Raw genomic sequence first — 24,255 nt, 5'->3', positions numbered from 1 at the left:
ACCTCCGTAACAATGGCGAATTTCACATATACCATCCTGTACGTCAGGGACGTAACAGCGACCATCGAATTCTACGAAAATGCATTTGGCTTCCAAAGGAAGTTCATCACCCCTGACGGCGATTACGGCGAGTTGATCACCGGTAATACGACACTTTCATTTGCCCAGACGGAACTGGCCAGAACCAATGTTCCCGAAGGTTTCACGGAAAGCGATCCGGCTGCCAAGCCATTTGCATTCGAGATCGGGTTCACGGTCGTTAATGTGGAAGAGGCACTTCAAAAAGCATTAAACGCCGGAGCCACGCTGGTCTCAAAACCTAAAACCAAACCCTGGGGACAAGTAGTGTCTTATGTGCGCGATTTGAATGGGTTTTTGGTGGAGATTTGTACCGTAGTGGATTGAAATTCACCGGCGGTTGCATTACATTGGGCAGCAATTGAAATATCATCACTCATTACTGCCAAGTATAATAATTTCCCATGATTAACCAGGATTATGATCTGATCGTTATCGGCTCCGGGCCGGGCGGATACACTGCGGCCATACGCGCCTCCCAACTGGGCTACAAAACAGCCATTATCGAAAAGTACAACAACCTTGGTGGCACCTGCACCAACGTAGGCTGCATTCCCGCCAAAGCGTTGCTCGACAGCTCCGAGCATTATCACGACGCCGAAACGCGTTTTGCGAATTTTGGTATCAAGGTCAAGGGACTTTCGCTCGATGTCAAGCAGTTTTTCGGACGCAAAAGCGAAGTGGTATCCCAAAATGTGGCAGGGATCAATTTTCTCATGAAGAAAAACAAGATCGCCGTGATTTATGGTACCGCACGGTTCCTCTCCAACGACCGCATTACCGTGAAAGGCGCTGATGGTTCTGAGCAGGAGTATCAAAGCAAATACACGATCATTGCGACGGGCTCCAAGCCGATTTCCCTGCCCAATGCGGCGATCGACAAAAAACGCATTATCTCTTCCACAGAGGCATTATCGCTGAACGAAATCCCGGCCACAATGTCGGTAATCGGCGGCGGGGTGATCGGCGTGGAAATGGCGTCGGTGTACGCGCGGCTCGGTACCAAAGTTACGATCATCGAGTACGCAGCCAATCTGGTGCCGACCATGGATAAGGAACTGACGACCGAACTGAAAAAGATCCTGACCAAATCAGGTATCGACATCCTCCTCAGCCAGCGTGTCGATTCGGCGGTAAGCGACGGCAAGAAAGTGACGGTGAAGTACACCGGTGCCGACCAGAAACAGCAGGAAATCACCAGCGACTATTGTATGGTGGCTGTGGGCAGGAGGCCTTATACCGACGGTTTGGGGCTTGAAAATACTTCGATCCGGAAGGACGACCGTGGCCGGATCGAGACCAATACGACCTTCCAGACCTCTGTACCCAACGTGTACGCGATCGGCGACGTCATCAAAGGTCCCATGCTTGCGCATAAGGCCGAAGATGAAGCGATTGCAGCGGTGGAAGGCATTCACGGCCATCCGCACCACATCAATTACGACCGCATTCCGGGTGTCGTGTATAGCTGGCCGGAGGTAGCGAGCGTAGGCCTTACCGAAGAGCAGCTCAAAGAACGGGGCATTCCCTATAACAAAGGCAAATTCCCATTCTCCGCAAGCGGCCGCGGACGCGCAGCCGGCGATACGTCCGGTTTCGCCAAAGTGCTTTCCGATCCCAAATACGGCGAGGTGCTGGGCGTGCACATTATCGGTGCCCGCGCCGCCGACCTGATTGCCCAGGCGGTGACGATCATGGAATATGAAATTACGGATCTGGCGTCGTCGACGATCTCCTACGCACACCCGACCTACGCGGAGGCGCTGAAAGAGGCCTTCCTCGCGGCATCAGGACGTGGCGCTTTGAATATGTAAAAGAAATGGCGCGAAGCTGGACCTTCACGCCATCTTACTCCACCGGAAACGGCCCTTCTTCGAATTCTTCTTCATGATATCCCTTACTGCCGATCTCCCTCGCCAGCTCGCTTCTGAAATCAGTACCGTTTCGCAAACTCCGGAGTACGTGGGTAAAATCGTATTCCGGTTCCCACCCCAGCTCCCCCCGCGCGCGCTCATTCACGTACACGCGGTCGATTTCGGGAAATACCTTCCAGCCCCGGGCATTAAAAAGCGCTTCGCATTCGGGATATAACGAGCGGATAACCGCGGGGGCATCGGTATGCAGCTGTGCCAGATGCGAAAGGGTAAACGGCGTGGTCGCGGAGATAATATACTTGCCGAAACCAATTGTTCCGGCTTTTTCCATGGCTAATAAATGTGCTGAAACGGCATCGGCAATATCGACGCGGCGGTAGAGCAATTCCAACGCCTGCACGTTGGGCGTATCGTAAAGCCGGCGGGTTTCCGCATTGTCGTCGTCCTCGGGAAAGAAGCGCGACGTGCGCAGGATCAACACCGGCAGTCCGTTTTTACGGTAAAAAAGCTCGCAAAGATTTTCCGCCGCCAGCTTGGTGACGCTGTAAATGTTTTTCGGGAGCGGAACCACTTCTTCCGTAATCCAGGCTGCGGGCTGCCCTTTCGCGGGGTTCATCGCCGCGCCGAATGTGCTGGTGGTACTGGTAAACAAAAAGGCCGAAACACGTTGCAACACTGTCTCTTCGAGCAAGTTAAGCGTGCCCGTAATATTGGTATCCACAAAATCCTGCTTACTGTGTGTGGCAACATGCGGCTTGTGCAGCGTAGCCGTGTGTATGACGGTACTAACTCCGCGCATCGCTGTTTTTACAAAATCCCTGTCTGCAATGTCGCCCACCAGATCGGTATATGCAGAATGTTTAATATCAATGCCCGTGGCCGCTATGCCGCGATTTCTGAGGGTACGCATAAGCGCCTCGCCCAAATGCCCGGCACTACCTGTTACCAGAATACTCATGATTGCTTCAAACCTGTTTTCCGGCAAAGGTAGGTGTCCCGGGTTCTGAAAAATATTGGGATAGCCGATAAAAACATTGAAATTTGTGCATGGCTTATATCATTGATAATGAATCATACCGGGAAATCGCAGGCAGGAAGTTTCTTTCACAGCCTTCGGTGGATACTTTCGAGCACGATGCGCCGCGGATACCTTTCGTGAACCATCGTGTGAAGAATATCTATGCCCGTAATTTCGGTATTATCCGTTTCCAGGCCGATTTTTTGCAGGATATGCAAATCCGCGGGATGAAAAGCGATCCGCACATCAGCCTGCATTTCCAGTTGACGGGCCATTCCCATGCGCATTTCCGCGATATTCCCGGCGAACACCCGTTGCGGCCGGCAGAGTATAATATTTATTATTCCGAAAATTTCGATTCGGACATCTTCTACAACCGTCAGAAAGGCTTTGAATACCTTGCATTGATTTTAAAAAAGGAGCATTTGCTGCAATTCCTGCAACAAAACGGCAGTCCGGTAAAACCACTGGAAAGAGCGCTGGAAAACGGGCAACCCCTTGCACTTTTCAGTAAAGCCGCACCCGTGAATGCCGAAATGCATTCGGTATTGCACCGCATATTGCACGCGCCGGTAGCCGACGATCTTTCGGAAATGTACCTGAATGGAAAAATTCTCGAATTACTCGCCCTGCAATTGCAGCAATATCGGCAAGAGCGCCATGTCCCCAATCTGCACGCGGCTACCGGACGAGAGTTAGCCGACATTTACGAATACCTCAGCACGCATTTTTTAACGGTGCATTCCCTCGAAAGCATTGCCGAAAACTCGCGGCTATCGGAACACCAGATCCGCGAGGGTTTCAAATCGAAATACAATACCACTGTATACGGGCTGATCCACGAAAAGCGGATGCTGCACGCCCGCCAGTTGCTGCTCGATTCTGGCCTGACGGTCGACGAAGTAGCCGAGGCCGTGGGATATTCCACCGGCAGCAATTTTATACAGGCATTTAAGAAAAAGTTCGGTATTACGCCCAAGCAAATGCAATTGCAACGTGGGACCGCCCAGCGGTAGGCCCCCTTGTCCCCCTCAAATCATCCATTTACGTTCGGTGGTAAATGAAATGGTAAGCCACATTTTATAATCTCCCCGGATGCGCTCGTAAAGCTCCTGCCGGATCCCGTCGAGTTCCTTCACCTGCGTATGTGCGAGCTCTTCGGGGAGTAAAAAATCGATTTCAATCGTATAACTGCTCCCTGTTTTGGCAACGCGCACATATTCGTCAACAAAGCCGTAATGCTTCGAGATGGCTTCGGCCTCCTGGTGAATTTTCTCTTCCACCTCGTCGTCGGGCGCGAATTGGAGCAGTTCGCGGATGTTTTTCCAGAATGTCCGGACGGGTATGCGCAGGAAAAGAATAGAAATAATGATCACCATTCCCGGATCGAGGTAGGGAATCAGGAAAGCCACGGACGTATCCCGCAGAAAGTATCCCAACGACAGCACGACGAGTACACCCGTACTCAGCAGGGCGTCGAGCTGCCACTCGGTGGCCTCAATGCGCACATATTCCGAGCGGATTTGCAGCGCTTTTTGCCTGAAATACAACCAGAGTAAAAAACAGCCGATAATGGAGGCTATCAGATAAGGCAAGGCTATGTCGAGCTCGACGAGCTTTCCGCCGCCAATAATGTCCATCACCGACGTCGCGAGTGAGTACAAACAGAGGAAAATGATCACTGCCGATTGCAGCGTCATTGAAAAAGGCTCGAATTGCGCGCGACCGAAAGGCAGGTCATCATCGTCGGGCTTGCGGACGAAGTTGTTCACCAGCAGCGATACGCCCGACAAGCTGATCCCGACCATCGAAAAAAGGGCGTCGAAAATAATGGATTTGGAATCACCGGCTATACCGACGATGATGGCCCAGATCGTAAATGCCGAACCGGTAATGATCGAAAGCTTGATCAGCCGCCGCTCCCTGAGCCGTTTTTGTCTCTCATTCATAAAGCCGGGCAAACGCAGGATACCGCGCGATCACCCTGAATAAGTTAGAAATACCTTTAAAGGAAAGCAAGTTCCGTAGAAGGTATTACCATTTTGTAAAATCGCGGTAGTGTCGTTATCGTGCTGTCATGCTTCCTGTCATTTACCTGCACGACCGACGCCGAACTGGTCGCCTGCGCGTACCGGCTTGCTCCCCGTAAACTGGATCTCCACCATCTTCTCACTGGCCACATTGTTATGAAACTCGTCCTTCAATGTACCGATGATTTGGCGGGTTTTCACATCGATCACCTCTCCGCTCGACGGGTAAGCATAGCGGCCGTCCATACTGAATGTAACCCAACCGGGCATGTCTTGCACAGGGATCGTAGTGAGCTGCTGGTAGGGCGGCTTTGCACTGAAAACGTGCATCCGCATATTGTGCCCATCGCAAAGCCAGATTTCCGTTTCATCGGGCGTGAGGCCGATTCCGTGGCTAGGGTTACCATGCCGCCGCACCGGGCCGCGCTCCCATCCTTCCACTTCGATATGTGCAATTTTAGTCCCTTTTTGAATATCGCCTACTTCAAAGCCGAGCAGACTATCGACCGTAATGTAAGCCCGCGATTCATCGGCGGTAATGGTGAATGGCCGTACATAATTCGCGAACGGCCCTACCTTCCGGGTGAGTTCATGCGTTTTCGGATTGGCTATGTGCAGCCACGGACTTGCGATATCGCCCATGTACACCGCATTTCCCGAAGCGCCGTAAATCGTATTATGCGCCCTTTTATGCACGTTGATCTTTTTGAGGATGTCGCCTGTCTCACAATTAACCACATTCCAGAACCCTTTTTCCAGTGACGGCAGATACATGGTGCGGCCATCCGGCGAGATAGCCATCCGGTCACAACCGCCTTCAAATGCCTTTTCCCAAACCACCTTTTCCGTCGTAAGATCAATGCGCTGCAATCCTTCGATCGTGCTTACGAAAATGCTGTTCAGCGGAAGGCTCACCGCAACACCTTTTACATTGGAAGGCTTTCCGTTTGGGTGCAGCCCGCGGGTAGCAATCCGTTTTACGAACTGGTGGTTGTTGTCCATATCAAAAACCAGTAACCCGTGCCCGCCGTAGCCCAGGTAGTCCCTGATACCGGGCGTCGCTACATACAGGTACCGTTTCGCGCCCGCAGGCGTGCCCGCCTTGCGCGTCTGCTGGGCAATACCCACGTGTGTGAAAGCTATTTGGAGGAAAATCAGCCAGAAAGGGATCCTTTTCATATTAACAGTAAAATTTAGGAGACAGAAGGCATCTTGTAGCCATTGTGGTATTCCTTGGCTATCAACTTATTGGCTTCATCATCCGTAAACTTCCCTTTTTCCTTATCCCAATAAATCTTCTTGCCTGTACGGTAAGCGATGTTACCCATTTGCGAGAATACAGCGATGTCCGAACCCACTTGGATAGGCGCATTCAGATCGGTCATTTTTCTGGATTTGATTACTTCGATGAAGTTCTGGGCGTGCAGGTCTAGGCCATTGTCCACCGATTTCTGAAATGCAACGGCTTCCATGCGCTTGCCTTCGGGAATCACTTCCCAACCGTCACGGTTCAAAACGAGCGTTCCGTTGTTCCCGATAAATGCGATGCCGTGCCCGCGCGCGTACGGGCCGCCGTCGATACCCATAGCGTGCTCCCACTGGATGTTAAACTCGTCGAATTCGAATACGGTCGTGAGAGTATCGGGCGTCTCAGCGCCGGAATCCTGATTGGCAAATTTGCCTCCGGCGGCCATAATACTGTTGGGAGTGGCAGATTTCATCCCCAGCAGCGCATAATCGAGCAAATGCACGCCCCAGTCTGTCATTAACCCACCCGCATAATCCCAGAACCACCTGAAATTGAAGTGAAAACGGTTGGGATTAAATGGCCGGTTCTGCGCTGGTCCAAGCCAGCTTTTATAGTCGACACCCGCAGGCGGGTTGCCGTCCGGCAGTTTGCTGATCGGGTTTACCCAGGCGAAGTATCCCCATACTTTCACGAGCCTGACTTTCCCCAGCTTGCCGGAATGCACAAAATCAATGGCATCGCGGAAGTGTTTCTGACTTCGTTGCCACTGCCCTACCTGCACCACGCGATTATAACGCTGCTGTGCAGCCACCATCGCCCGGCATTCAGCAATGGAGTTACCGATCGGCTTTTCCACATAAATATCCTTTCCAGCCTGGCAGGCTTCTACCATCATAAGGCAATGCCAGTGGTCGGGTGTGCCTATGACCACCGCATCGACGTCTTTATCAGCCAGCAACTGCCGGTAGTCATTATAAGTTTTGACTTTTGCACCACCCTTGGCCAGTTCCGCGGCACGCTTGTCGAGCACATTTTTGTCTACATCACAAAGCGCCACGCATTCCGTACCCGGATTTTTAAGGATGGCGTTCAGGTCGGCCCAGCCCATTCCGTTGATGCCAATGGCGCCAATGCGGATCTTGTCGGCAGGCGAGACCGGTGCAAATGCGGAAACGGATGAAGGTACAATAGCCGATAAGCCAGCTCCTGTGGCCAGGGCAGAAGCGGTACCAAGAAAACTACGTCGTGAATGGATCATAGGTCGGTTCAGGTTGGTTGCTTGATAAAAGTGACCTGTTGACAGATATTACCCATCATTTGAGAAAGGAACGCCGGCGACGTCAAGCGTTATGTGTTCACGCCACCGGCCAAAGACATCAGAAGGGGTTGCGTGGAGTTGTTACAATACTGTGAATCAATCTGTCCAGCTCTCTCTCCATATCTTTCAGGCGAGCGAGAACGTCAATATCGCGCGTGGCAGCGTAGGAATTTTGTAAATCCCTGACTTCCTTGATCCGAAGTGCAAAACTGAGGAGCGTCATGAGTTCGTTGAATTGGTGTTTCAGAATATGACGGCAAAGTAAATGCGAATCCGGTGCTTGTGTACGGGGGTGATGTGATTATAATAAAAATCTAATCCCCGCTATACGATATGTCCTTCGGGACATTCCACTGTCTTTCCGGGCTAACCTGCTTCCAACCGGAGAAACTAATTTTGCATCATTCTAATACGAAACACTTCGGCCGGACGGTGCGTCCAGCGAGTCACCCCCCGGCCGCGATCGAGTCAATTACGTTAAAACATTTGGATCATGAAAAAGAACATCATATGGGCGGTCCTGGCGATGTCAGTCTTCTTTACCGCTTGCAGCACAGGTTACAAACATCTGAAAACTTCGAAAGAAACCGGCTTTTCGGTCCGGAATTACCATACTTTCGATCTTCAATATACCTTCCCGGAGGGCGCCGATACCCTCGCTCCGCGTTTCGCCGAAAGCAAGCGACTGGCTACGAAACTGATCACGGCCAATTTGGCTCAAAAAGGTTTGGTCAAAAGCCAGAGTCCGGAACTAATGGTAAACCTGTCGGTACAATTGCAGGAAAAAACGCAGACCCGCACCACCGATTTCCGGACGGACGGTTTACCAAAATACATGGGGCAGCGGCGCTACTCCTGGAAGAGCGAGGAAATCGAGGTAGGAAAGTACCAGGAGGGCACGCTGATCCTCGACATCATCGACACTAAAAACGACAAGCTCGTGTGGCGGAGCGGCGTGAAGGGCATTCTGCCCGAGAATACTGCCAAAGCCGAAGCCGGCCTTACAGCGGCGATTAACGATCTCCTGGGCAAGCTCCAATAGCACGATCCCCAGGTCAATTCAGGCCCGGACACCAGATAGGTGTTCCGGGGGCCTGATGTCGGCGGTTACTTCCTCACACAATGTACCGCCAAGTTTCCGAGGGCATAAAAAAACCCGGAGTCAAGTATCAGCACCTTGGCGTCCGGGTAGAAATCAACAACAAAAAACCAAATCTCTCGACCGAAGCTACTAAGTAAGGAACGAGGTCGTGAAATTTTATAATCCTGCGGCACGAATGGGATTTCTAACGGCAAAGGCACTATATTGGTGCAATCCGCGACCTTGTTATGTTTATGAAGAAAATCGCATTGTTCCTTGCTTTGGCCGTGGCCGGGGCCGCCTGCCGCCAAACATCCGGAAAGAAAACCGAGATTGCCGTACGCGATACCACTATTACGGTCGAAAACTCTTTCACCGAGCTCTTTATCGACACGACGGCCCTCGCTTCCTACATCACCGCCCACTCGCTCGGTGATAGCCTGAATGCCAAGCTGCGAAGCTTTTATAACCACCGGAATTACCAATATGCCTGGTTTTTCCCTGACGGCATGGCCGAATTTGTGCCGATTTTCCAGAGCCTGCGGAACGACTATATCCATTACTCGGGAGATAGCACACTCTATAATCCGACGCTCGACAAGACCATCGACTCGCTTTCGCACCTGAAAAAGATCAGCCCGGATAATGCGCTGGTCGTCGATGCGGAGCTTGCTCTGACGGAACAGTTTTTCCGCTATACCGATCTCGCCTATTCCGGCGACCACAAAATCAATACGCAGGAACTCAACTGGTTTATTCCCCGCCGGAAGCTGAACCCGGAGGTCTTCCTGGATTCACTTTTGAAGAATAAGGGGCAGAACGTCGCGGCATACGAGCCTGTCAACAGGCATTACAATTTATTGAAACAGAAAGTATTAGAATATTATGCACTGACAAAAAATGGTGAACCGGATACGGTCGCAAGCGCCCGAAAATTCCGCGAGGGTGACCGCGATACGCTACTCGTAGCACTGAAAAGCCGCCTGCATTTGCTCGGCGATCTTCCGGAGCCGGACAGCACCCCGACCTTCGACTCCACACTGGCTAACGCCGTTAGGCATTTTCAGCAGCGCGTAGGTCAAAAACAGACGGGTGTTACCGGCCCTGCATTTTTCAAAGAGCTGAATGTTCCCATAGCGAGTCGCATCCGCCAGATGCTGATCAACATGGAACGCATTCGCTGGATGCCGGCCGCTCCACCTACCGATTACATTCTCGTAAACATCCCAGAATTCACTTTGCACGCTTATGAAGATGGCAAATTGTCATTCGACATGGTGATAGTAGTGGGTTCCGAGGCCAATAACACTGTCATTTTTTCAGGCACATTAAATCAGATCGTTTTCAGCCCTTACTGGAACGTTCCAACGAGCATTTTGAAAAAGGAAGTTTTACCGGGAATCAAGAAAAACCCGAACTACCTGGCGCGGCATAATATGGAATGGAACGGCGGCTCGGTGCGGCAGAAACCGGGCAAATCCAATTCGCTGGGACTTGTAAAATTCCTCTTTCCGAACAGTTACAGCATTTATTTCCACGATACCCCGAGCAAAAGTTTATTCAAGGAAAGCCAGCGGGCTTTCAGCCACGGGTGCATCCGCCTGGCTGAACCTAAAAAATTGGCGGAGTGGCTCCTGCGCCGCGACAGCACCTGGACGAGCGAAAAAATCACCGCAGCCATGCATGCCGGAAAGGAGAAATATGTGCGGCTCCGCGGCAAAAATGAGGTCCCCGTTTTCATAGGCTATTTCACCTCCTGGGTAGATCAGCATGGTAATTTACAATTCCGCAAGGATGTATACGGTCATGACCGCAAGATGGAGGAAAGGCTGTTCGGCCACACGGAAACGCCTCTCGCCCAAGTTGTAGCTCGCTGACACATTGCCCGGGAAAGGCGCTCCGGGCACGGTTTTAGTCTTTGAAATTTCCGGAAGCAGAGGTTACCTGCAGGTAAGCGGGTGATGGTTGATATTCTGAAAAAGCCGCCTTACCTTTGCTAACATCGTTAGGTAAATCTTGAATTACCATGGGAATCCTCGAGCGAAAAATTCGGCAAAAAGAAAATATGCGGACCAATATCCTGGCGGTAGCTATGCAATTGGTCAAAGAAGAAGGCTGGCAGTCCCTGTCAATCAGGAAAATAGCTGATGCCATCGAGTACAGTGTACCGGTGATCTACGATCACTTCGAAAATAAAGAAGCGATCCTCTTTGAACTTTCTATGGACGGTTTCCGGTTACTCGATAGATTACTGGAAAAAGACAAGCGCAAATATCCGGATCCGGAAGAACGGCTGAGGGCCCACGCCGAAACTTACTGGAACTTTGCTTTCAAAAATCCCGAATACTATCAGCTCATGTACGGTTTGGGAATGCCCTGTTCAAGCCCGGGCAAAGCGAAGCCGGAGTTCAATAGCTTCCGTGATCACATCGGCGAGGCCATTGAGGGAATCGTTAAAGATAAAAAATCTTCCGATGAGGAAACTTGCTTTAAAATTCATGCGTTCTGGTCAGTACTCCACGGCCTGATTTCGATCGTAATGATGCGCTGCTCGGATATCGACGACTCTCAAATGAACAAAAAAGTAATGGACGATTCTGTAAACGCTTTCATTAAGAACCTGTAATTTTTTTTCATTTTTGGTTAACACCGTTAGTATTAATAACTTCACTACCTATTCACAAACAACTGATTATCACCGCAAAAAGTCCACATCCATGAAAACCGTTCAACTAAAAAAAGCAAAAGGGCTAGCCGCATTCCTGCTACTAGCCGCGGGCTCCGCAGTCCTATATAGCTGTGGTTCCTCTACCGCCAACGCACCCGCTTCAGCACCGCCCGCTCAGGCACTGCCGGTTATCACCGTTAGCGATCACCAAGTGACCGCACACCGTGAATTCACCGCATCCATCCAGGGCAGCCGCGATATCGAAATCCGCCCGCAGGTGGATGGTTACCTCGACCGCATCTCCGTAGACGAAGGCGCATACGTACGCAAGGGACAGGTTCTGTTCCATATCGACGCCCGCCCGTACACCGAGCAACTCAACACCGCAAAAGCCAGTCTGCAATCGGCGAAGGCCGCATTGGAAAGCGCATCGATCAACGTTGAGAAACTGACGCCGCTCGTTGCCAACAAAGTGGTTTCCGACGTTCAGTTGAAAACCGCGAAAGCGGCTTACGACGCGGCGAAAGCCAATGTAGCGCAAGCGCAGGCAGCCGTAGACGCAGCGAAGATCAACCTCGGATACACTTCGGTAACGGCCCCGGCCGATGGTTATATCGGCATTATCCCTTTCAAAACGGGTAGCCTAGTGGGTAAGAATACCGTAGAAGCACTGACCGTCCTCTCGGAAACGAAAGACATTCACGTGTACTTTTCGATGAGCGAGCTCGATTTCCTGGATTTCAAGCAGGAATTTGAAGGGAATACCATTGAGCAGAAGATCAAGAACATCCCGCCGGTGGAACTCGTCCTGGCCGATAACAGCATTTATCCTCAAAAAGGAAAGGTACAAGTTGTTGAAGGGCAATTTGATAAAACGATGGGCGCTATCAACTTCCGCGCGACGTTCCCGAACGGAAACGGATTACTGCGCTCGGGTAACACGGGTAAGATCCGCATCCCGCGCCAGCTCGCGAAATCGGTACTGATCCCGCAGGAAGCTACCTTCGAGTTGCAGGACAAGGTGTTGGTATACACCGTGCTCGACAGCAACAAGGTGGAAGGCCGCCCTGTGACCGTTGCCGATCGCAGCGGACGTTACTATCTGATTTCCAAAGGCCTGAAACCCGGAGAGAAGATCGTATACTCAGGACTTGACAGGTTGCGCGACGGAATGGCCATTGCTCCGCAGAAAATGTCTATGGACAGTCTGCTGCACGCCAATCCGATCTGACCAGCCGGGTGTAAAAGGTTCGCAAATTCCACACCAACGAGCAGAGCACCATCGCATTACCCAATGCGATGGACAGCTCCCGCTTTGCCAAAACACTCGATCATGAGCCCCGTGAACGGGGACAAACTCTAATAATATGTTTCAGAAATTTATAGAAAGGCCCGTCCTTTCGACGGTAATATCCATCCTGATATTGCTCCTGGGGATTATATCGCTCACTACGCTGCCGATTACGAAATTCCCCGACATCGCGCCGCCGACGGTCCAGGTGACCGCCGTATATCCGGGAGCGAACGCCGAAGTAGTTGCCCGCGCAGTGGCAACACCCATCGAAGAAGCCGTGAACGGAGTGGAGAACATGACATACATGACCTCCTCGTCCAACAACGACGGTACCATGGCCCTGAACGTGTATTTTAAACAGGGTACCGACCCGGATATCGCTGCGGTGAACGTGCAAAACCGCGTTTCCAAAGCCGTAAGCCAGATTCCGCAGGAAGTTGTACAAGCCGGTATCTCTACGCAAAAGCAACAGAACTCGATCATCATGTTCGTGGCGCTTTCGAGCGAGGACAGCACTTACGACGAGACGTTCCTTTTGAACTACATTAAAATTAACCTGGTACCCCAGCTGCAACGTATACCGGGGGTCGGTCAGGCACAACCATTCGGTACACGTGATTATTCGATGCGCATCTGGCTCAAACCCGACCGCCTTGCAGCCTATGGACTTTCACCTCAGGAAGTAACAGGGGCCATTCGCGAGCAAAGCCTTGAAGCCGCCCCGGGTCGTTTGGGTGAAGCAAGCAAGGAGGTTTTTGAGTATGTTTTGAAATACAAAGGAAAACTCACGCAGAACAAGGAATACGAGGACATTATCATCAAAGCCAATAGTGATGGCTCTGTAATCCGCCTCAAAGACGTAGCACGGGTTGAATTCGGTTCTTATACTTATTCTTCCAATGGTAAACTGAATGGCAATGCGTCGTCCGGTGTGGCTGTGTTCCAGACTGCCGGTACAAATGCGAACGACATTCTGATCCAGGCCGAGAAACTGGTCGAGGACTTTTCCAAAACACTACCCAAAGGGCTGAAAACGACCATTATGTACAACTCGAAGGACTTCCTCGACGAGTCGATCAACCAGGTGCGTTCGACGCTTTTCGAGGCATTCATCCTCGTGTTTATCGTCGTGTTCATCTTCTTGCAGGATTTCCGTTCTACATTGATCCCGGCCATTGCGGTTCCGGTGGCGATCATCGGTACGTTCTTCTTCATGCAGCTTTTCGGCTTCACGATCAACTTCCTCACGCTCTTTGCATTGGTACTCGCGATCGGTATTGTGGTCGACGACGCCATTGTGGTCGTCGAGGCGGTGCACTCGAAGATGGAACGAACGCGCCTCGGAGCCAAGAGCGCGACGATTGAGTCCATGAATGAGATCTCCGGCGCGATCATTTCGATCACCCTTGTGATGGCGGCGGTATTCGTACCGGTCGGATTTATGCAAGGTCCCGCGGGGGTATTCTACCGGCAGTTTGCATTTACATTAGCCATAGCCATTTTGATTTCCGCTCTTAATGCGTTGACGCTCAGTCCCGCGCTGACCGCACTTTTCCTGAAAAACCCGCATGCCGAAGAAGGTCATGACGGCAAACGGAAAGGTTTTGGCGCGCGCTTCTTCGCCGCTTTCAATGCGGGTTTCGAGTCGATGACCGGCCGTTATGTAAAAAGCCTTCAATTCCTGATCCGCCAGAAATGGGTAACCATCATCGGGCTGATCGTGATCTCGGGGACGACCTTCTGGCTGACCAAGACGACGCCTACCGGCTTCATCCCGACCGAAGACCAGGGCTTCCTCCTGTACGCGCTCAACACGCCTCCGGGCAGCTCGCTCGATCGTACGTCGAGGGCGATGGCGCAGGTAGACAGCATTGTGAAAAAGTCGCCTATCGCCGACCAGCGCTATATTGTAGAGGGGATGAACATCATTTCGAACTCCAACGCATCGCCTTACGGGGTAGGATTCATCCGCATGAAACCGAAAGAACAACGCGGGGAGGTGCAGGATTTCAACCAGATCGTGGGCATGATGTCGCAGCAGGTACGTTCGGTGAACGACGCGAATGCGTTCTTCTTCACCTTCCCTACCGTGGATGGTTTCGGTAACGTCAGTGGCTTCGAGTTTATGTTGCAAGACCGTGGAAACGGCTCTTTGGAAAAACTCAGCACCACTACCAATGCATTCATCGGCGCATTGATGCAACGGCCTGAAATCGCCTATGCATTCACCACATTCGCGACGGGTAACCCGCAATTCCAGCTTGAAATCGACAATGCGAAGGCGAAGCAGCTGAATGTACCCGTAAACGAATTGCTGCAAACGCTGCAAATCTATTACGGTTCCAGTTTCGTGTCGGATTTCAACCGGTTCGGTAAATACTACCGCGTGATGGCGCAGGCCGATCCGCTGTACCGTCAGAACCCGGCTTCGCTCGATGGTATTTATGTAAAAAACACCGAAGGCGAAATGGTACCGGCCAACCAGCTGGTGACCTTGAAACGTGTGTTCGGACCTGAAACCGTGACCCGCAACAACCTGTACAATGCGGTAATGATCAACGGAACGCCAAAGCCGGGTTACAGTACTGGTGATGCCATCCGCGCCGTGCAGGAAACTGCGGAGAAGGTCCTTCCGAACAATTACAAAACCGAATGGACCGGTATGACACGTGAAGAAATCAACTCGGGCTCGCAGATCATCCTGATCTTCGTATTGAGTTTGGTGTTCGTATACTTCCTGCTGGCCGCTCAATATGAAAGCTACATCCTGCCGCTGGCCGTGATCCTGACGATCCCGCTGGGTGTGTTCGGGTCGATGGTGTTCATTAACTGGATGGGTATTGAAAACAATATCTACGTGCAGGTGGGCTTGATCATGCTTGTGGGGCTCCTCGCGAAAAACGCGATCCTGATCATCGAGTATGCCGTTCAGCGGCGCGAGGCGGGGATGAGCATTGTCGAATCGGCATTGGAAGCTTCACGCCTGCGCCTGCGCCCGATCCTGATGACCTCATTCGCATTCATCGTCGGTCTGTTGCCGCTGATGCGCGCCACCGGTGGTTCAGCGCTCGGAAACCGTTCGATCGGTACCGGGGCGGTAGGTGGAATGCTCACGGGGGTAATCTTCGGGGTATTTGTGATCCCGGTACTGTACGTGATCTTCCAGTATTTGCAGGAAAAAGTCGTCAAAAAGCCCGCTAAGCCGGAGCTCGTTGAAGCAGAAGCCTGATAGTGGCGCCTGCTTCGGCACCGAATTGCGATGACTATTTTATTTAAGATTAACATCATGAAAAATACATTCAGATTAACGCAAATACCCGTTCTGATCCTGCTGGTAACTTTGCTCGCCTCTTGCAAGGTGAGCAAGGACTACCAGCGCCCGGAACTGGCACTGCCCACCGGGTACCGCAGTGTGCCTTACGGCGACACCGCCACCATTGCGGACATGGGCTGGAAGGAATTCTTCCCCGATACCACGCTGCAACGGCTCATCGAGCGCGGCATTGCCTACAATTATGACCTGCAAATTGCCCTGAAACGCATCGATATTGCACAGCAGCAAGTAAAACAGGCCAAAATGCTGCAACTCCCGCGCCTTGACCTGCGCATTGCAGGCACGTACAACCGTCCTTCGAGCAATAGCTTGAACGGGATCAGCGCAAGCAGTTTCCTGGGAGCTAAACACATCGAGAACTATATCACAGCCGTGGATCTGTCGTGGGAAGCCGATATCTGGGGCAAGATCCGCCGCCAGCAGCAGGCGACCATGGGCCAATACCTGCAAACCTATGAAGCCACCAAAGCCGTACAAACGCGCCTGGTAGCCGATATTGCCAGAGGCTTTTTCAATCTGCTGATGCTGGACAAACAGCTCGAAGTAGCGAAACACAACCTCGAACTAAGCAACAATACGCTGAAACTGACAACCCTGCTCAAAGACGCCGGCGAAGTCACTTCGCTCTCGGTGCAACAGGCGGAAGCGCAGCGCGAGGCCATTGCATTGCTCATTCCACAGCTCGAACAGGATATTGCCATTCAGGAAAACGCATTGCAGGTCCTGACCGGCCAAATGCCGAACGCGATCGAGCGTAAAGTGAAACTGGCGGATTTCAAAGCGAACGACAGCCTGGCTACCGGTGTACCGGCTGCCTTGGTAAGCCGCCGTCCCGATGTACGGGCGGCCGAAATGTCGGTACTTGTCGCGAATGCGCAGCTGGGCGTGGCGCAGGCGAGCATGTACCCGTCGCTTATTATCTCGGCGAGCGGAGGGATTGAATCGTTCAAATCGAGCAACTGGTTCAATATTCCAGGCTCATTGTTCGGCATCGCGGCCGGTACCATTGCCCGCCCGATCTTCGCGAGACGCCAGCTGAAAACCAACCTGGAAGTAGCTAAAATCGAGCGTGAACAATCGGTAATGGAATTTCGTCAATCGGTGTTGAATGCGGTAGGAGAAGTTTCAAACTCGCTCGTTCAAACACAGAAACTGAAAGAACAGGAAGCCATCGCCAGCAACCAGGTCAACATCCTGACACAAGCCATTTCAAATGCGCAATTGCTGTACCAGAGTGATATGGCCAACTATCTGGAAGTGATTACCGCGCAAGGCAATGCATTGCAGGCGGAACTCAACCTCGCATTCATCCGCAGCCAGTCGCTCGTAGCGCGCGTCGACCTCTATCGCAGCCTCGGCGGCGGCTGGAAATAGATTCCAATCAGACCTACATACACTATGGTTAGCGTCTTTGTTAAGTGTAGTTAAGCACAAAAAGCCGTTGGACTCGATCCGACGGCTTTTGTATTTTCAATTAAGTGCGGTTCAGGACTTCGTGAATATCTCGGTAGTTTCATCCACGCCCATAATCACTGTCGTTGCGATATTAATAAACAACCCGTGCTCCACTACTCCGACAATTCGGGTCAGTTGGTCAGCCAGCGATGCCGGATCCTGAATTAATCCAAAATCGCCGTCGATCAACACATTACCTTGCTCGGTGATCAACGGCTTGCCATCCACCAAGCGTATTTTCCCCGAGCCATTCAGCTTCCTGATCTGTGCTAAAACATAGTTTTGCGCATAAGGGATCACCTCGATCGGCACTGTAAACTTGCCCAGGAGCTCCACCTTTTTGGTTGAATCCGTGATAATGACCTCCTGCTTCGAGAGCGAAGCGACCACCTTTTCTTTCAGCAGGAAGCTCCCGCCGCCTTTAATCAGCTGCAAATCGGTGGTGAATTCGTCGGCACCGTCGATGGTAATGTCTATTGAATCTACATCTTCAATTTTAAGCAGAGGAATATTCAATGACTCGGCCAACTCGCGGGTTTTTTCCGAGGTAGGTACGCCTTTAATATTCAATCCATTCTTCACCAGTTCGCCAATTTCGGCAATGGCAATATAGGCCGAGCTCCCGGAGCCGAGGCCTACAATCTGGCCATTGGAAAGGTATTTAACCGCTTCTCTGGCGGCTAATGTTTTTTCGTGTTTGAGGTCTTTCATATGTGTCGTCTACCTTAACGGCAAAGAAAATCTATTTTTCTGATAGGGAAACCCAATTATAGGGCAAGGTTTTTGCATAAAAGCTGGCAAAGGGAGTCCCTTTACCAGCTTACGGACACATTTTTTAGATAAATCACATATAACAACAGCCTTATGCCCAAATATATGCTCACCATATCGGCGAAAAAAGATGGGGTAATTTTAACCAATTCGTACAATTTCGAAGCAAAAATTCGCTTCTCCGAAGATACGCTGATCAACGATTTTCATGAATTTCATCCAGGCTACGAAGATATTCGTGTAATCTCTTACATTGAAATTGCCACCGACCTTCGGATGACGCCCATCATCGATAATTCGTCCGTCCTGGGCAAGCTCGCTTACGCGTAAGGCAGTGGCCGGAAAGTGATCGATGCGGCAAAGGTACCTTTCACCACTTAGCCCGCTCATATTGCACCGGCCACGCAACGGTATCCTTTAAATCTCGCGCAGCTTCCAGCGGAAAGTAAGGATTCCGCAAAATCTCCCGTGCCATGATAACCATATCCGCATCGCCATTGACCAGGATAGTTTCTGCTTGAATAGAATTGGTAATCATCCCCACTGTGCCCGTCAGAATGCCGGTCTCACGTTTGATGCGAGTGGCGAATGGTAATTGATAGGCCGGGCCTACGGGAATTTGCTGGTGCGCCGCCAAACCACCTGTCGATACGTCGATCAGGTCGATGCCTTTCTCTTTAAGAATATAGGCGAGTTGTACCGATTCATCGGCATTCCAGCCGCCTTCGGCCCAGTCGGTGGCGGAAATGCGGGTAAATAGCGGCAAGTCAGCCGGCCATACGGTTTGGATGCTGTCGATAATGCGGAGCAGGAGACGAATGCGGTTTTCGAAACTTCCGCCATATTCGTCGGTGCGGTGATTGCTGAGCGGCGACAGGAACTGATGCACCAGGTAACCATGCGCGGCGTGGATTTCGATCACTTTGAAACCTGCCTGCAATGCGCGTTTGGCAGCGGCGGTGAAGTCCGCAACCACTTTATCAATACCAATCAGATCCAGGGCGACGGGTTTGGGATAAGTATCCGAAAAAGGAATAGCCGATGGCGCTACCGTTTGCCATCCACCCTGGCTTTGAGGCACTTCGGCACGCCCTTTCCACGGAACCGCCGTACTCGCCTTCCTGCCCGCGTGGGCGAGCTGTACGCCCGGTACACATCCCTGAGCACTGATAAATGCGGTGATTTGTGAGAGTTTTTCAATATGCTCGTCCTTCCAGATACCCAGATCTTCGGACGAAATCCGGCCCTCGGGCGATACGCCGGTAGCTTCGGTGATGATCAGCCCCGCTCCACCCACAGCACGACTGCCGAGATGGACAAGGTGCCAGTCGCTGGCAAAACCATCGACGGACGAATACTGGCACATGGGCGAAACTACGATCCGGTTTTTGAACTGGACACTTTTAATAGTAACAGGTGAAAATAGCTTTGACATGTTTGCAAGATTAGAATAGCCTAATATAGGATATCAACCCACATTATCCTGCAAACGTGCGATATTCCTGAACAGGATTGCCTTATCCGACTCCGAATGTGCTAGCTGGATGGCCGTTTCGTAATGTGCCACGGCCTGCGCCTGGTCAATGCCGGTGTAGAGGTTACCAAGCAGCGAATAGTAGAAATGGTTGCCGGTCAGGTTCAAATGCTTCGCTTCGGCGATTGCAGCTTCCTTTCCATGCACTTTGGCAAGGGCATAAATGCGGTTCAATGCGGCAACAGGTGAATATTCAACAGCCAGCAAATGGTTATACAGGTCGAGAATGCTCTCCCACTTTTCAGACGAATCTTCCTTATGTGTATGCCAATAGGCAATGCCGGCTTCGAGATGGTAGCGGCTGAGTTTTTCGCCGGCAGAAGCACGACTGAGATAATAGGCCCCGCGTTCGATAAGCTCCCGATTCCATAGCGATTCGTCCTGGTCTTCATAAAGCACCATTTCACCGTTCTGATTCGTACGGGCTTCGAACCGCGACGAATGGAAGCACATCAACGAAAGCAACGCGCTCACTTCCGGGCGGTCGGTCAGCTCGCTTTCCATTAAAAGAAAATTCAGCCGCATGGCCTCCGCGCAAAGTTCCTTGCGTAACGTGGTATTCTGGGAAATGGAATAGTAGCCTTCGGAATAAAGCAAATAAATGGTCGTCAGCACGGTTTCCAGCCGGTCGGTGATTTCGGTCGCGCTCGGCGGCGCGATGCTGATCTCCCCTTCTTTCAGTTTTTCCTTGGCGCGCTGAATGCGCTTGTACACTACCTCCTTATTCAGCAAAAACGCGTCTGCAATTTCCTGGACACCAAAACCGCAAAGCAGGTTCAACGCGAGCGCCACCTGTGAATCGGCCGGGATCAGCGGGTTGCAAACGGCGAAAATCATGGCCAACTGGCTGTCTGTAATGTTCCTGGGCGACATATCGATCTCTATTTCCGCCTCTTTGTCAGACGAATAGCGGATCTCCTCCGCCACTTTCTGCTCGAACAGCGCATTACGCTTCAAATGGTTCTTTGTCCGATTTTTAGCAACGGTATACAGCCAGGCAGCCGGGTTTTCGGGGACGCCCTTGATAGCCCACGTTTCCGCAGCGGCCAAAAATGTGTCGCTCGCAATGTCCTCGGCAATCTCGACATGCTCGATCCCGAACAGGTAGCACAGCACGGCAACGATTTTACGGTATTCGGTCCTGAAAAGGTGTGGCAGCAGTTCGTTTTCCCCCATGATAGTAAGGTCCGGCGGGAAAGCCGGACCTTGCAAATATCAAAAAGGATCAGCAAACTGCCATCAGAGCGCCTTCCGGATTTCCACATTTCCGCCGAATTCCAGAATAGGCACAGCCTTGGCCAGTTCGGCTGCCTCTTGATAATCCGCCGCGCGGATAATCACCGCCCCGCCGATCGTCTCCTTGATCTCGGCATAAGGGCCATTCAGCACGGTCTTTTGCGCATTCACCACCAGGCCTTCCCCATCCCACCGCCTCCGGAGCACAATCCGGTCTTCGGCGGTCATTTTATCATACCACGCATGCCATTTTTCAAAATGCGCCTGCAACTGTTCGGGGGATGGCTGAATTTCCTTGTTCTTGAAATCGCGCCGGAATACCAATAAGAACTCGTCCATAATGCGGTAATGTGTTAAAGTGTCTGAATCCGAAAGCTAATCAGTTTTGGGCAAAATCAACCAAACTGGCCGACGCGATAAGTTCCGATTGCTGCGGGGAATGCAATATTGATGCTGTTCCAGCTCCTGATTGCCGAAACGACCATCGTCAGGTCTACGATTTCCTCTTCTGTGAACTGCGACGCAACTTCTCTGTACACTTCGTCGGTTACGTGCAATGCATTCACAGCTTCGGCCCATGCAAATGCGGCGCGCTCACGGTCGGTGTAGTAAGGAGCCTCGCGCCATGCGCTCAACCCGTACAGGCGTTGCTCGGTTTCACCCATCGCCCGCAGCTCTTTGGAGTGCATATCCAGGCAGTAAGCGCATCCGTTGATTTGAGAAATACGGAAGTCGATCAATTCCACCAACTGGCGTCCAAGCGTCGATTTTTTGATATAGCCGTTAAGATTGAAAAGCGGCTTCACTGCATTTTGTCCTTTTTCGAAAAAACTAAGTCTGGTTTCCATTTCTGAGATTTTTTTGAGTTAAAAAACCTAATGACAACCGGGTTTTCAGATCTGGACAGAAATTGGAAAAAATTTTTAAAAAAAATCTCCGGCCGCTATTCCAGCCGGAGAAAATAACTCACTATCAATTAATTAAGTCACAGAATAGCAATCCTTTGTTTTTGCACCAATCCATTCTGCCTCGTAATCTGAACCTGATAAGTGCCCGCAGGCAGGCCTTTTATGGGGACCGCTTCGGGTACTTTGGCCGCCTCGTACACCTTTCTCCCCTCTGCGTTGAGAATCCGGAACAGGACAATTTCTTTGCTATTTTCAACAATCAGCACATCTGAAACCGGATTGGGATAGACCGCAGCGCGAGCTTTGCCGTCAAATGCGAGACTTGCAATCTGGCTGTAAGAATAGGAACCATCGAGGTCTTTCATTTTAAGACGATAGTAGTTCCGTCCAGCGGCAGGCGTGAGGTGCACCCATTGATATTGTACAAGGGCATTGCTCTCTCCTACCGCACTCTGTTCGCCTGCCTTATACCAGGTTACTGCGTCAAAGCTATGCTCCACTTCAAAAACGGCAACACTGCGTTCCTCCGCAGTTGTCCACACCAAAACAGCAGTACCTACCTCCGCCTTGGCCGTAAAATGAGAAAGCGTCACCGGCAGCGCAGAGCAGCCCGCTTGCACTGCCGTCTGGCTACCACAGCCAGCGCCGTTTCCACTGATGGTGGCAGTGTTGGTATTCACAAAATCACACACAGCAGCAATGGAACAGCTAGTCAGCTGGATATTATCCCTGATAACCAACCCGCCCAGTGTAAGTGCGGCCACTCTTCCGCCGGCACTAACCCGTCCGGCGTTCGTGCCCGTTCCCAGGCCTGAAAGGCTCGTCAATGCCGGATTATCGCTGATCTGCAACCAACCGACGCTGGTAAGGCCCTCCAATCCCGACAAATCGGGCAACAGGTCATTGCCCCGTATGATAAAATTGGTTGCCGAAGTAAGGTTGTGCAATCCTGCCAGACTGGTAAGACCGCTATTTTCGCCCACCACGAGCCAGTAGACAGAGCTTATGTTGTCTAAGCCGGACAAGTCGGTTAGCAGATCATTATTGCTAATGTAGGCCTCACTTAAATAATTGAGGCTCGTCAGGCCATTCAGGCTTGTCAGGTTTTTGTTGGAAGTGATATTTATCTGATAGCTGACAGACGTTAATTGCTCTAATCCCGAGAGGTCTGCCAATCCATCGTTTTCGCCGATATTGATCCGACTGACAGCATTTAATTTGGTCAATCCGTTCAGGCTGGCAAGGCTCTTGTTCGAGCCGATCGCCAAAATATCGCTCACTGTTTCGAGGCTGCCCAACCCCGACAGGCTGGTCAGCGAATCATTGTTGGTAATGTAAAATGTGCTCGCATTGGCCAGGCTATCCAGGCCTTTCAGATTAACCAGCCCCTTATTATAGCGGATATGAGTCGTTCCCCAAATCGACTTCAATTTCTCCAATCCGGTCAGGTCGTTCAGCAGATCATTATAGTAAATCAACACGTGCTGCGCTACGGCCAGGTTTTTCAATCCGCTAAGACTCGCCAAAGCCGGATTGTTCTGTATCGTCAGCCTTCCATTCATGGTTTCGATATTCTGTAAAGGGGTAAGGTCCGTAATATCCGCGCCTGAAACAGTGATATTTCCATTGATCGTCTTACAGGAAGAACTGAATGAATTAACGGCCGATTGGGAGTTCAGGCGCAGGTCTGTAAAGGAGCATGTCTGGGCTTTCAGCGCGGGAAAAATAAGGGAATTGAGCAGACAAATCTGCAAAAACCTGCATAGAGCTGTTTTCATGAGTAGTAGTGATTAACGTTGAGTATACTGAGATGAATATAGTTGATTGATAGGGAAATAGCCATACCAAATAGTAAAATTCCCAGTTTCCGAAAATGGGGCGAAACAATAAAAGACAAAAAACTCCTTTATCAATTCCTCAGTGCTTACCTTTGCAGCTGGTAAGCGGCGAAATACCTGAATCAATCCATGGGAATATTTTCAAAAACATGCGAGTATGCGATGCGGGCGGTGTTTTACATCGCTCAAAAGTCGGAGGAAGGCCAGAAAGTCGGAATCCGCGAGATTGCTTTGCATATCAACTCGCCTGAACCATTCCTGGCCAAAATCCTGCAAAAGCTAAGTAAAGACGGGCTTATCCTGTCCTCGAAAGGCCCAAACGGGGGATTTTATGTGGATTCGGGAGGCTTGCAACGCCCGCTGGCCGACATTGTCCAGGCCATTGAAGGCGACAGCATTTTCACCGGCTGCGGAATGGGCCTCAGCTATTGCTCGGAGGCCAATCCGTGTCCACTGCACAACGATTTCAAAAAGATCAGGAGCCAGATCGTGGTCATGCTGCAAAACACTTCGATCGGTAAGTTCAATGAAGGGCTCCTCGCCGGGCATCTTACCCTCAACAAATAATA

Annotated in this window: 21 protein-coding genes; 11 read left to right on the top strand and 10 right to left on the bottom strand. The window is 51.3% G+C overall.

The genetic code is table 11. From position 1 onward, the window contains the following. The first annotated feature begins 12 nt into the window (after positions 1-12). A complete protein-coding gene (locus tag ACQ4MZ_RS05215; RefSeq protein ID WP_430843523.1) occupies positions 13-405 on the top strand; it encodes a VOC family protein in 393 nt (130 codons plus the stop codon). Positions 406-482: 77 nt separating this feature from the next. After that, entirely contained in the window at positions 483-1,892 is a 1,410-nt protein-coding gene (gene lpdA / locus ACQ4MZ_RS05210; RefSeq protein ID WP_430843522.1) for a dihydrolipoyl dehydrogenase, read from the top strand. Between the two features lie 34 nt (positions 1,893-1,926). On the opposite strand, the gene ACQ4MZ_RS05205 is transcribed toward lpdA, so the two are convergent. Beyond that, positions 1,927-2,910, bottom strand: a complete 984-nt coding sequence (locus ACQ4MZ_RS05205) for an NAD-dependent epimerase/dehydratase family protein (protein ID WP_430843521.1) — start codon at positions 2,908-2,910, stop codon at positions 1,927-1,929. An 89-nt stretch (positions 2,911-2,999) separates the two neighbouring features. Here ACQ4MZ_RS05205 and ACQ4MZ_RS05200 point away from each other — a divergent pair, with 89 nt between their 5' ends. After that, complete coding sequence (locus ACQ4MZ_RS05200; RefSeq protein ID WP_430843520.1) at positions 3,000-3,986, top strand: helix-turn-helix transcriptional regulator; 987 nt, start codon at positions 3,000-3,002, stop codon at positions 3,984-3,986. Positions 3,987-4,001: 15 nt separating this feature from the next. Here the strand turns inward: ACQ4MZ_RS05200 and ACQ4MZ_RS05195 are convergent, their stop codons facing one another. The 3 genes from ACQ4MZ_RS05195 to ACQ4MZ_RS05185 form a co-directional block, all read right to left on the bottom strand. Next, a complete protein-coding gene (locus ACQ4MZ_RS05195) occupies positions 4,002-4,919 on the bottom strand; it encodes a cation diffusion facilitator family transporter (protein ID WP_430843519.1) in 918 nt (305 codons plus the stop codon). Positions 4,920-5,057: 138 nt separating this feature from the next. After that, a complete protein-coding gene (locus tag ACQ4MZ_RS05190; protein WP_430843518.1) occupies positions 5,058-6,179 on the bottom strand; it encodes a YncE family protein in 1,122 nt (373 codons plus the stop codon). A 14-nt stretch (positions 6,180-6,193) separates the two neighbouring features. After that, a complete protein-coding gene (locus ACQ4MZ_RS05185; protein ID WP_430843517.1) occupies positions 6,194-7,507 on the bottom strand; it encodes a Gfo/Idh/MocA family protein in 1,314 nt (437 codons plus the stop codon). 553 nt (positions 7,508-8,060) lie between these two features. Between ACQ4MZ_RS05185 and ACQ4MZ_RS05180 the strand changes: the two genes are divergently transcribed. From ACQ4MZ_RS05180 to ACQ4MZ_RS05155, 6 genes are all read left to right on the top strand, one after another. Continuing rightward, positions 8,061-8,609 carry a DUF4136 domain-containing protein gene (locus ACQ4MZ_RS05180; protein WP_430843516.1) on the top strand — a complete coding sequence of 183 codons (549 nt, stop codon included), beginning with the start codon at positions 8,061-8,063 and terminating at the stop codon, positions 8,607-8,609. A 293-nt stretch (positions 8,610-8,902) separates the two neighbouring features. Beyond that, entirely contained in the window at positions 8,903-10,525 is a 1,623-nt protein-coding gene (locus tag ACQ4MZ_RS05175; RefSeq protein ID WP_430843515.1) for a L,D-transpeptidase family protein, read from the top strand. A gap of 149 nt (positions 10,526-10,674) precedes the next feature. After that, positions 10,675-11,274, top strand: coding sequence for a TetR/AcrR family transcriptional regulator (locus ACQ4MZ_RS05170; RefSeq protein WP_430843514.1), 600 nt, complete (start codon positions 10,675-10,677; stop codon positions 11,272-11,274). Between the two features lie 91 nt (positions 11,275-11,365). Beyond that, positions 11,366-12,547 (top strand): efflux RND transporter periplasmic adaptor subunit, encoded by a 1,182-nt coding sequence (locus ACQ4MZ_RS05165; protein ID WP_430843513.1) that lies wholly within the window; start codon positions 11,366-11,368, stop codon positions 12,545-12,547. 136 nt (positions 12,548-12,683) lie between these two features. Then, on the top strand, positions 12,684-15,839 hold the full coding sequence (locus ACQ4MZ_RS05160) for an efflux RND transporter permease subunit (RefSeq protein WP_430843512.1): 3,156 nt from the start codon (positions 12,684-12,686) through the stop codon (positions 15,837-15,839). Positions 15,840-15,896: 57 nt separating this feature from the next. Next, entirely contained in the window at positions 15,897-17,318 is a 1,422-nt protein-coding gene (locus tag ACQ4MZ_RS05155) for an efflux transporter outer membrane subunit (protein ID WP_430843511.1), read from the top strand. Between the two features lie 111 nt (positions 17,319-17,429). Here the strand turns inward: ACQ4MZ_RS05155 and rpiA are convergent, their stop codons facing one another. After that, positions 17,430-18,110 carry a ribose-5-phosphate isomerase RpiA gene (rpiA, locus tag ACQ4MZ_RS05150; protein ID WP_430843510.1) on the bottom strand — a complete coding sequence of 227 codons (681 nt, stop codon included), beginning with the start codon at positions 18,108-18,110 and terminating at the stop codon, positions 17,430-17,432. Positions 18,111-18,263: 153 nt separating this feature from the next. On the opposite strand from rpiA, the gene ACQ4MZ_RS05145 reads away from it, so the two are divergent. Continuing rightward, the gene (locus tag ACQ4MZ_RS05145) at positions 18,264-18,500 is read left to right on the top strand and encodes a hypothetical protein (protein WP_430843509.1); all 237 of its coding nucleotides are present in this window, start codon (positions 18,264-18,266) and stop codon (positions 18,498-18,500) included. A gap of 40 nt (positions 18,501-18,540) precedes the next feature. Here ACQ4MZ_RS05145 and namA read toward each other — a convergent pair whose 3' ends face one another. The 5 genes from namA to ACQ4MZ_RS05120 form a co-directional block, all read right to left on the bottom strand. Further along, positions 18,541-19,605, bottom strand: a complete 1,065-nt coding sequence (gene namA / locus ACQ4MZ_RS05140) for an NADPH dehydrogenase NamA (RefSeq protein ID WP_430843508.1) — start codon at positions 19,603-19,605, stop codon at positions 18,541-18,543. A 33-nt stretch (positions 19,606-19,638) separates the two neighbouring features. Next, positions 19,639-20,880 (bottom strand): RNA polymerase sigma factor, encoded by a 1,242-nt coding sequence (locus ACQ4MZ_RS05135; protein ID WP_430843507.1) that lies wholly within the window; start codon positions 20,878-20,880, stop codon positions 19,639-19,641. Positions 20,881-20,943: 63 nt separating this feature from the next. After that, the gene (locus ACQ4MZ_RS05130; RefSeq protein ID WP_430843506.1) at positions 20,944-21,279 is read right to left on the bottom strand and encodes a YciI family protein; all 336 of its coding nucleotides are present in this window, start codon (positions 21,277-21,279) and stop codon (positions 20,944-20,946) included. Between the two features lie 56 nt (positions 21,280-21,335). Next, entirely contained in the window at positions 21,336-21,788 is a 453-nt protein-coding gene (locus tag ACQ4MZ_RS05125; protein WP_430843505.1) for a carboxymuconolactone decarboxylase family protein, read from the bottom strand. Between the two features lie 137 nt (positions 21,789-21,925). Then, complete coding sequence (locus ACQ4MZ_RS05120; protein WP_430843504.1) at positions 21,926-23,626, bottom strand: T9SS type A sorting domain-containing protein; 1,701 nt, start codon at positions 23,624-23,626, stop codon at positions 21,926-21,928. Between the two features lie 189 nt (positions 23,627-23,815). On the opposite strand from ACQ4MZ_RS05120, the gene ACQ4MZ_RS05115 reads away from it, so the two are divergent. Next, the gene (locus ACQ4MZ_RS05115; protein ID WP_430843503.1) at positions 23,816-24,253 is read left to right on the top strand and encodes an RrF2 family transcriptional regulator; all 438 of its coding nucleotides are present in this window, start codon (positions 23,816-23,818) and stop codon (positions 24,251-24,253) included. The last annotated feature ends 2 nt before the right edge of the window (positions 24,254-24,255 follow it).

Origin of the sequence: Dyadobacter sp. BHUBP1 (assembly GCF_050587785.1) — a bacterium.
GTDB lineage: Bacteria > Bacteroidota > Bacteroidia > Cytophagales > Spirosomataceae > Dyadobacter.
The sequence above is the reverse complement of the archived record's forward strand: the minus strand, read 5'-3'. Positions and strand labels throughout refer to the sequence as shown.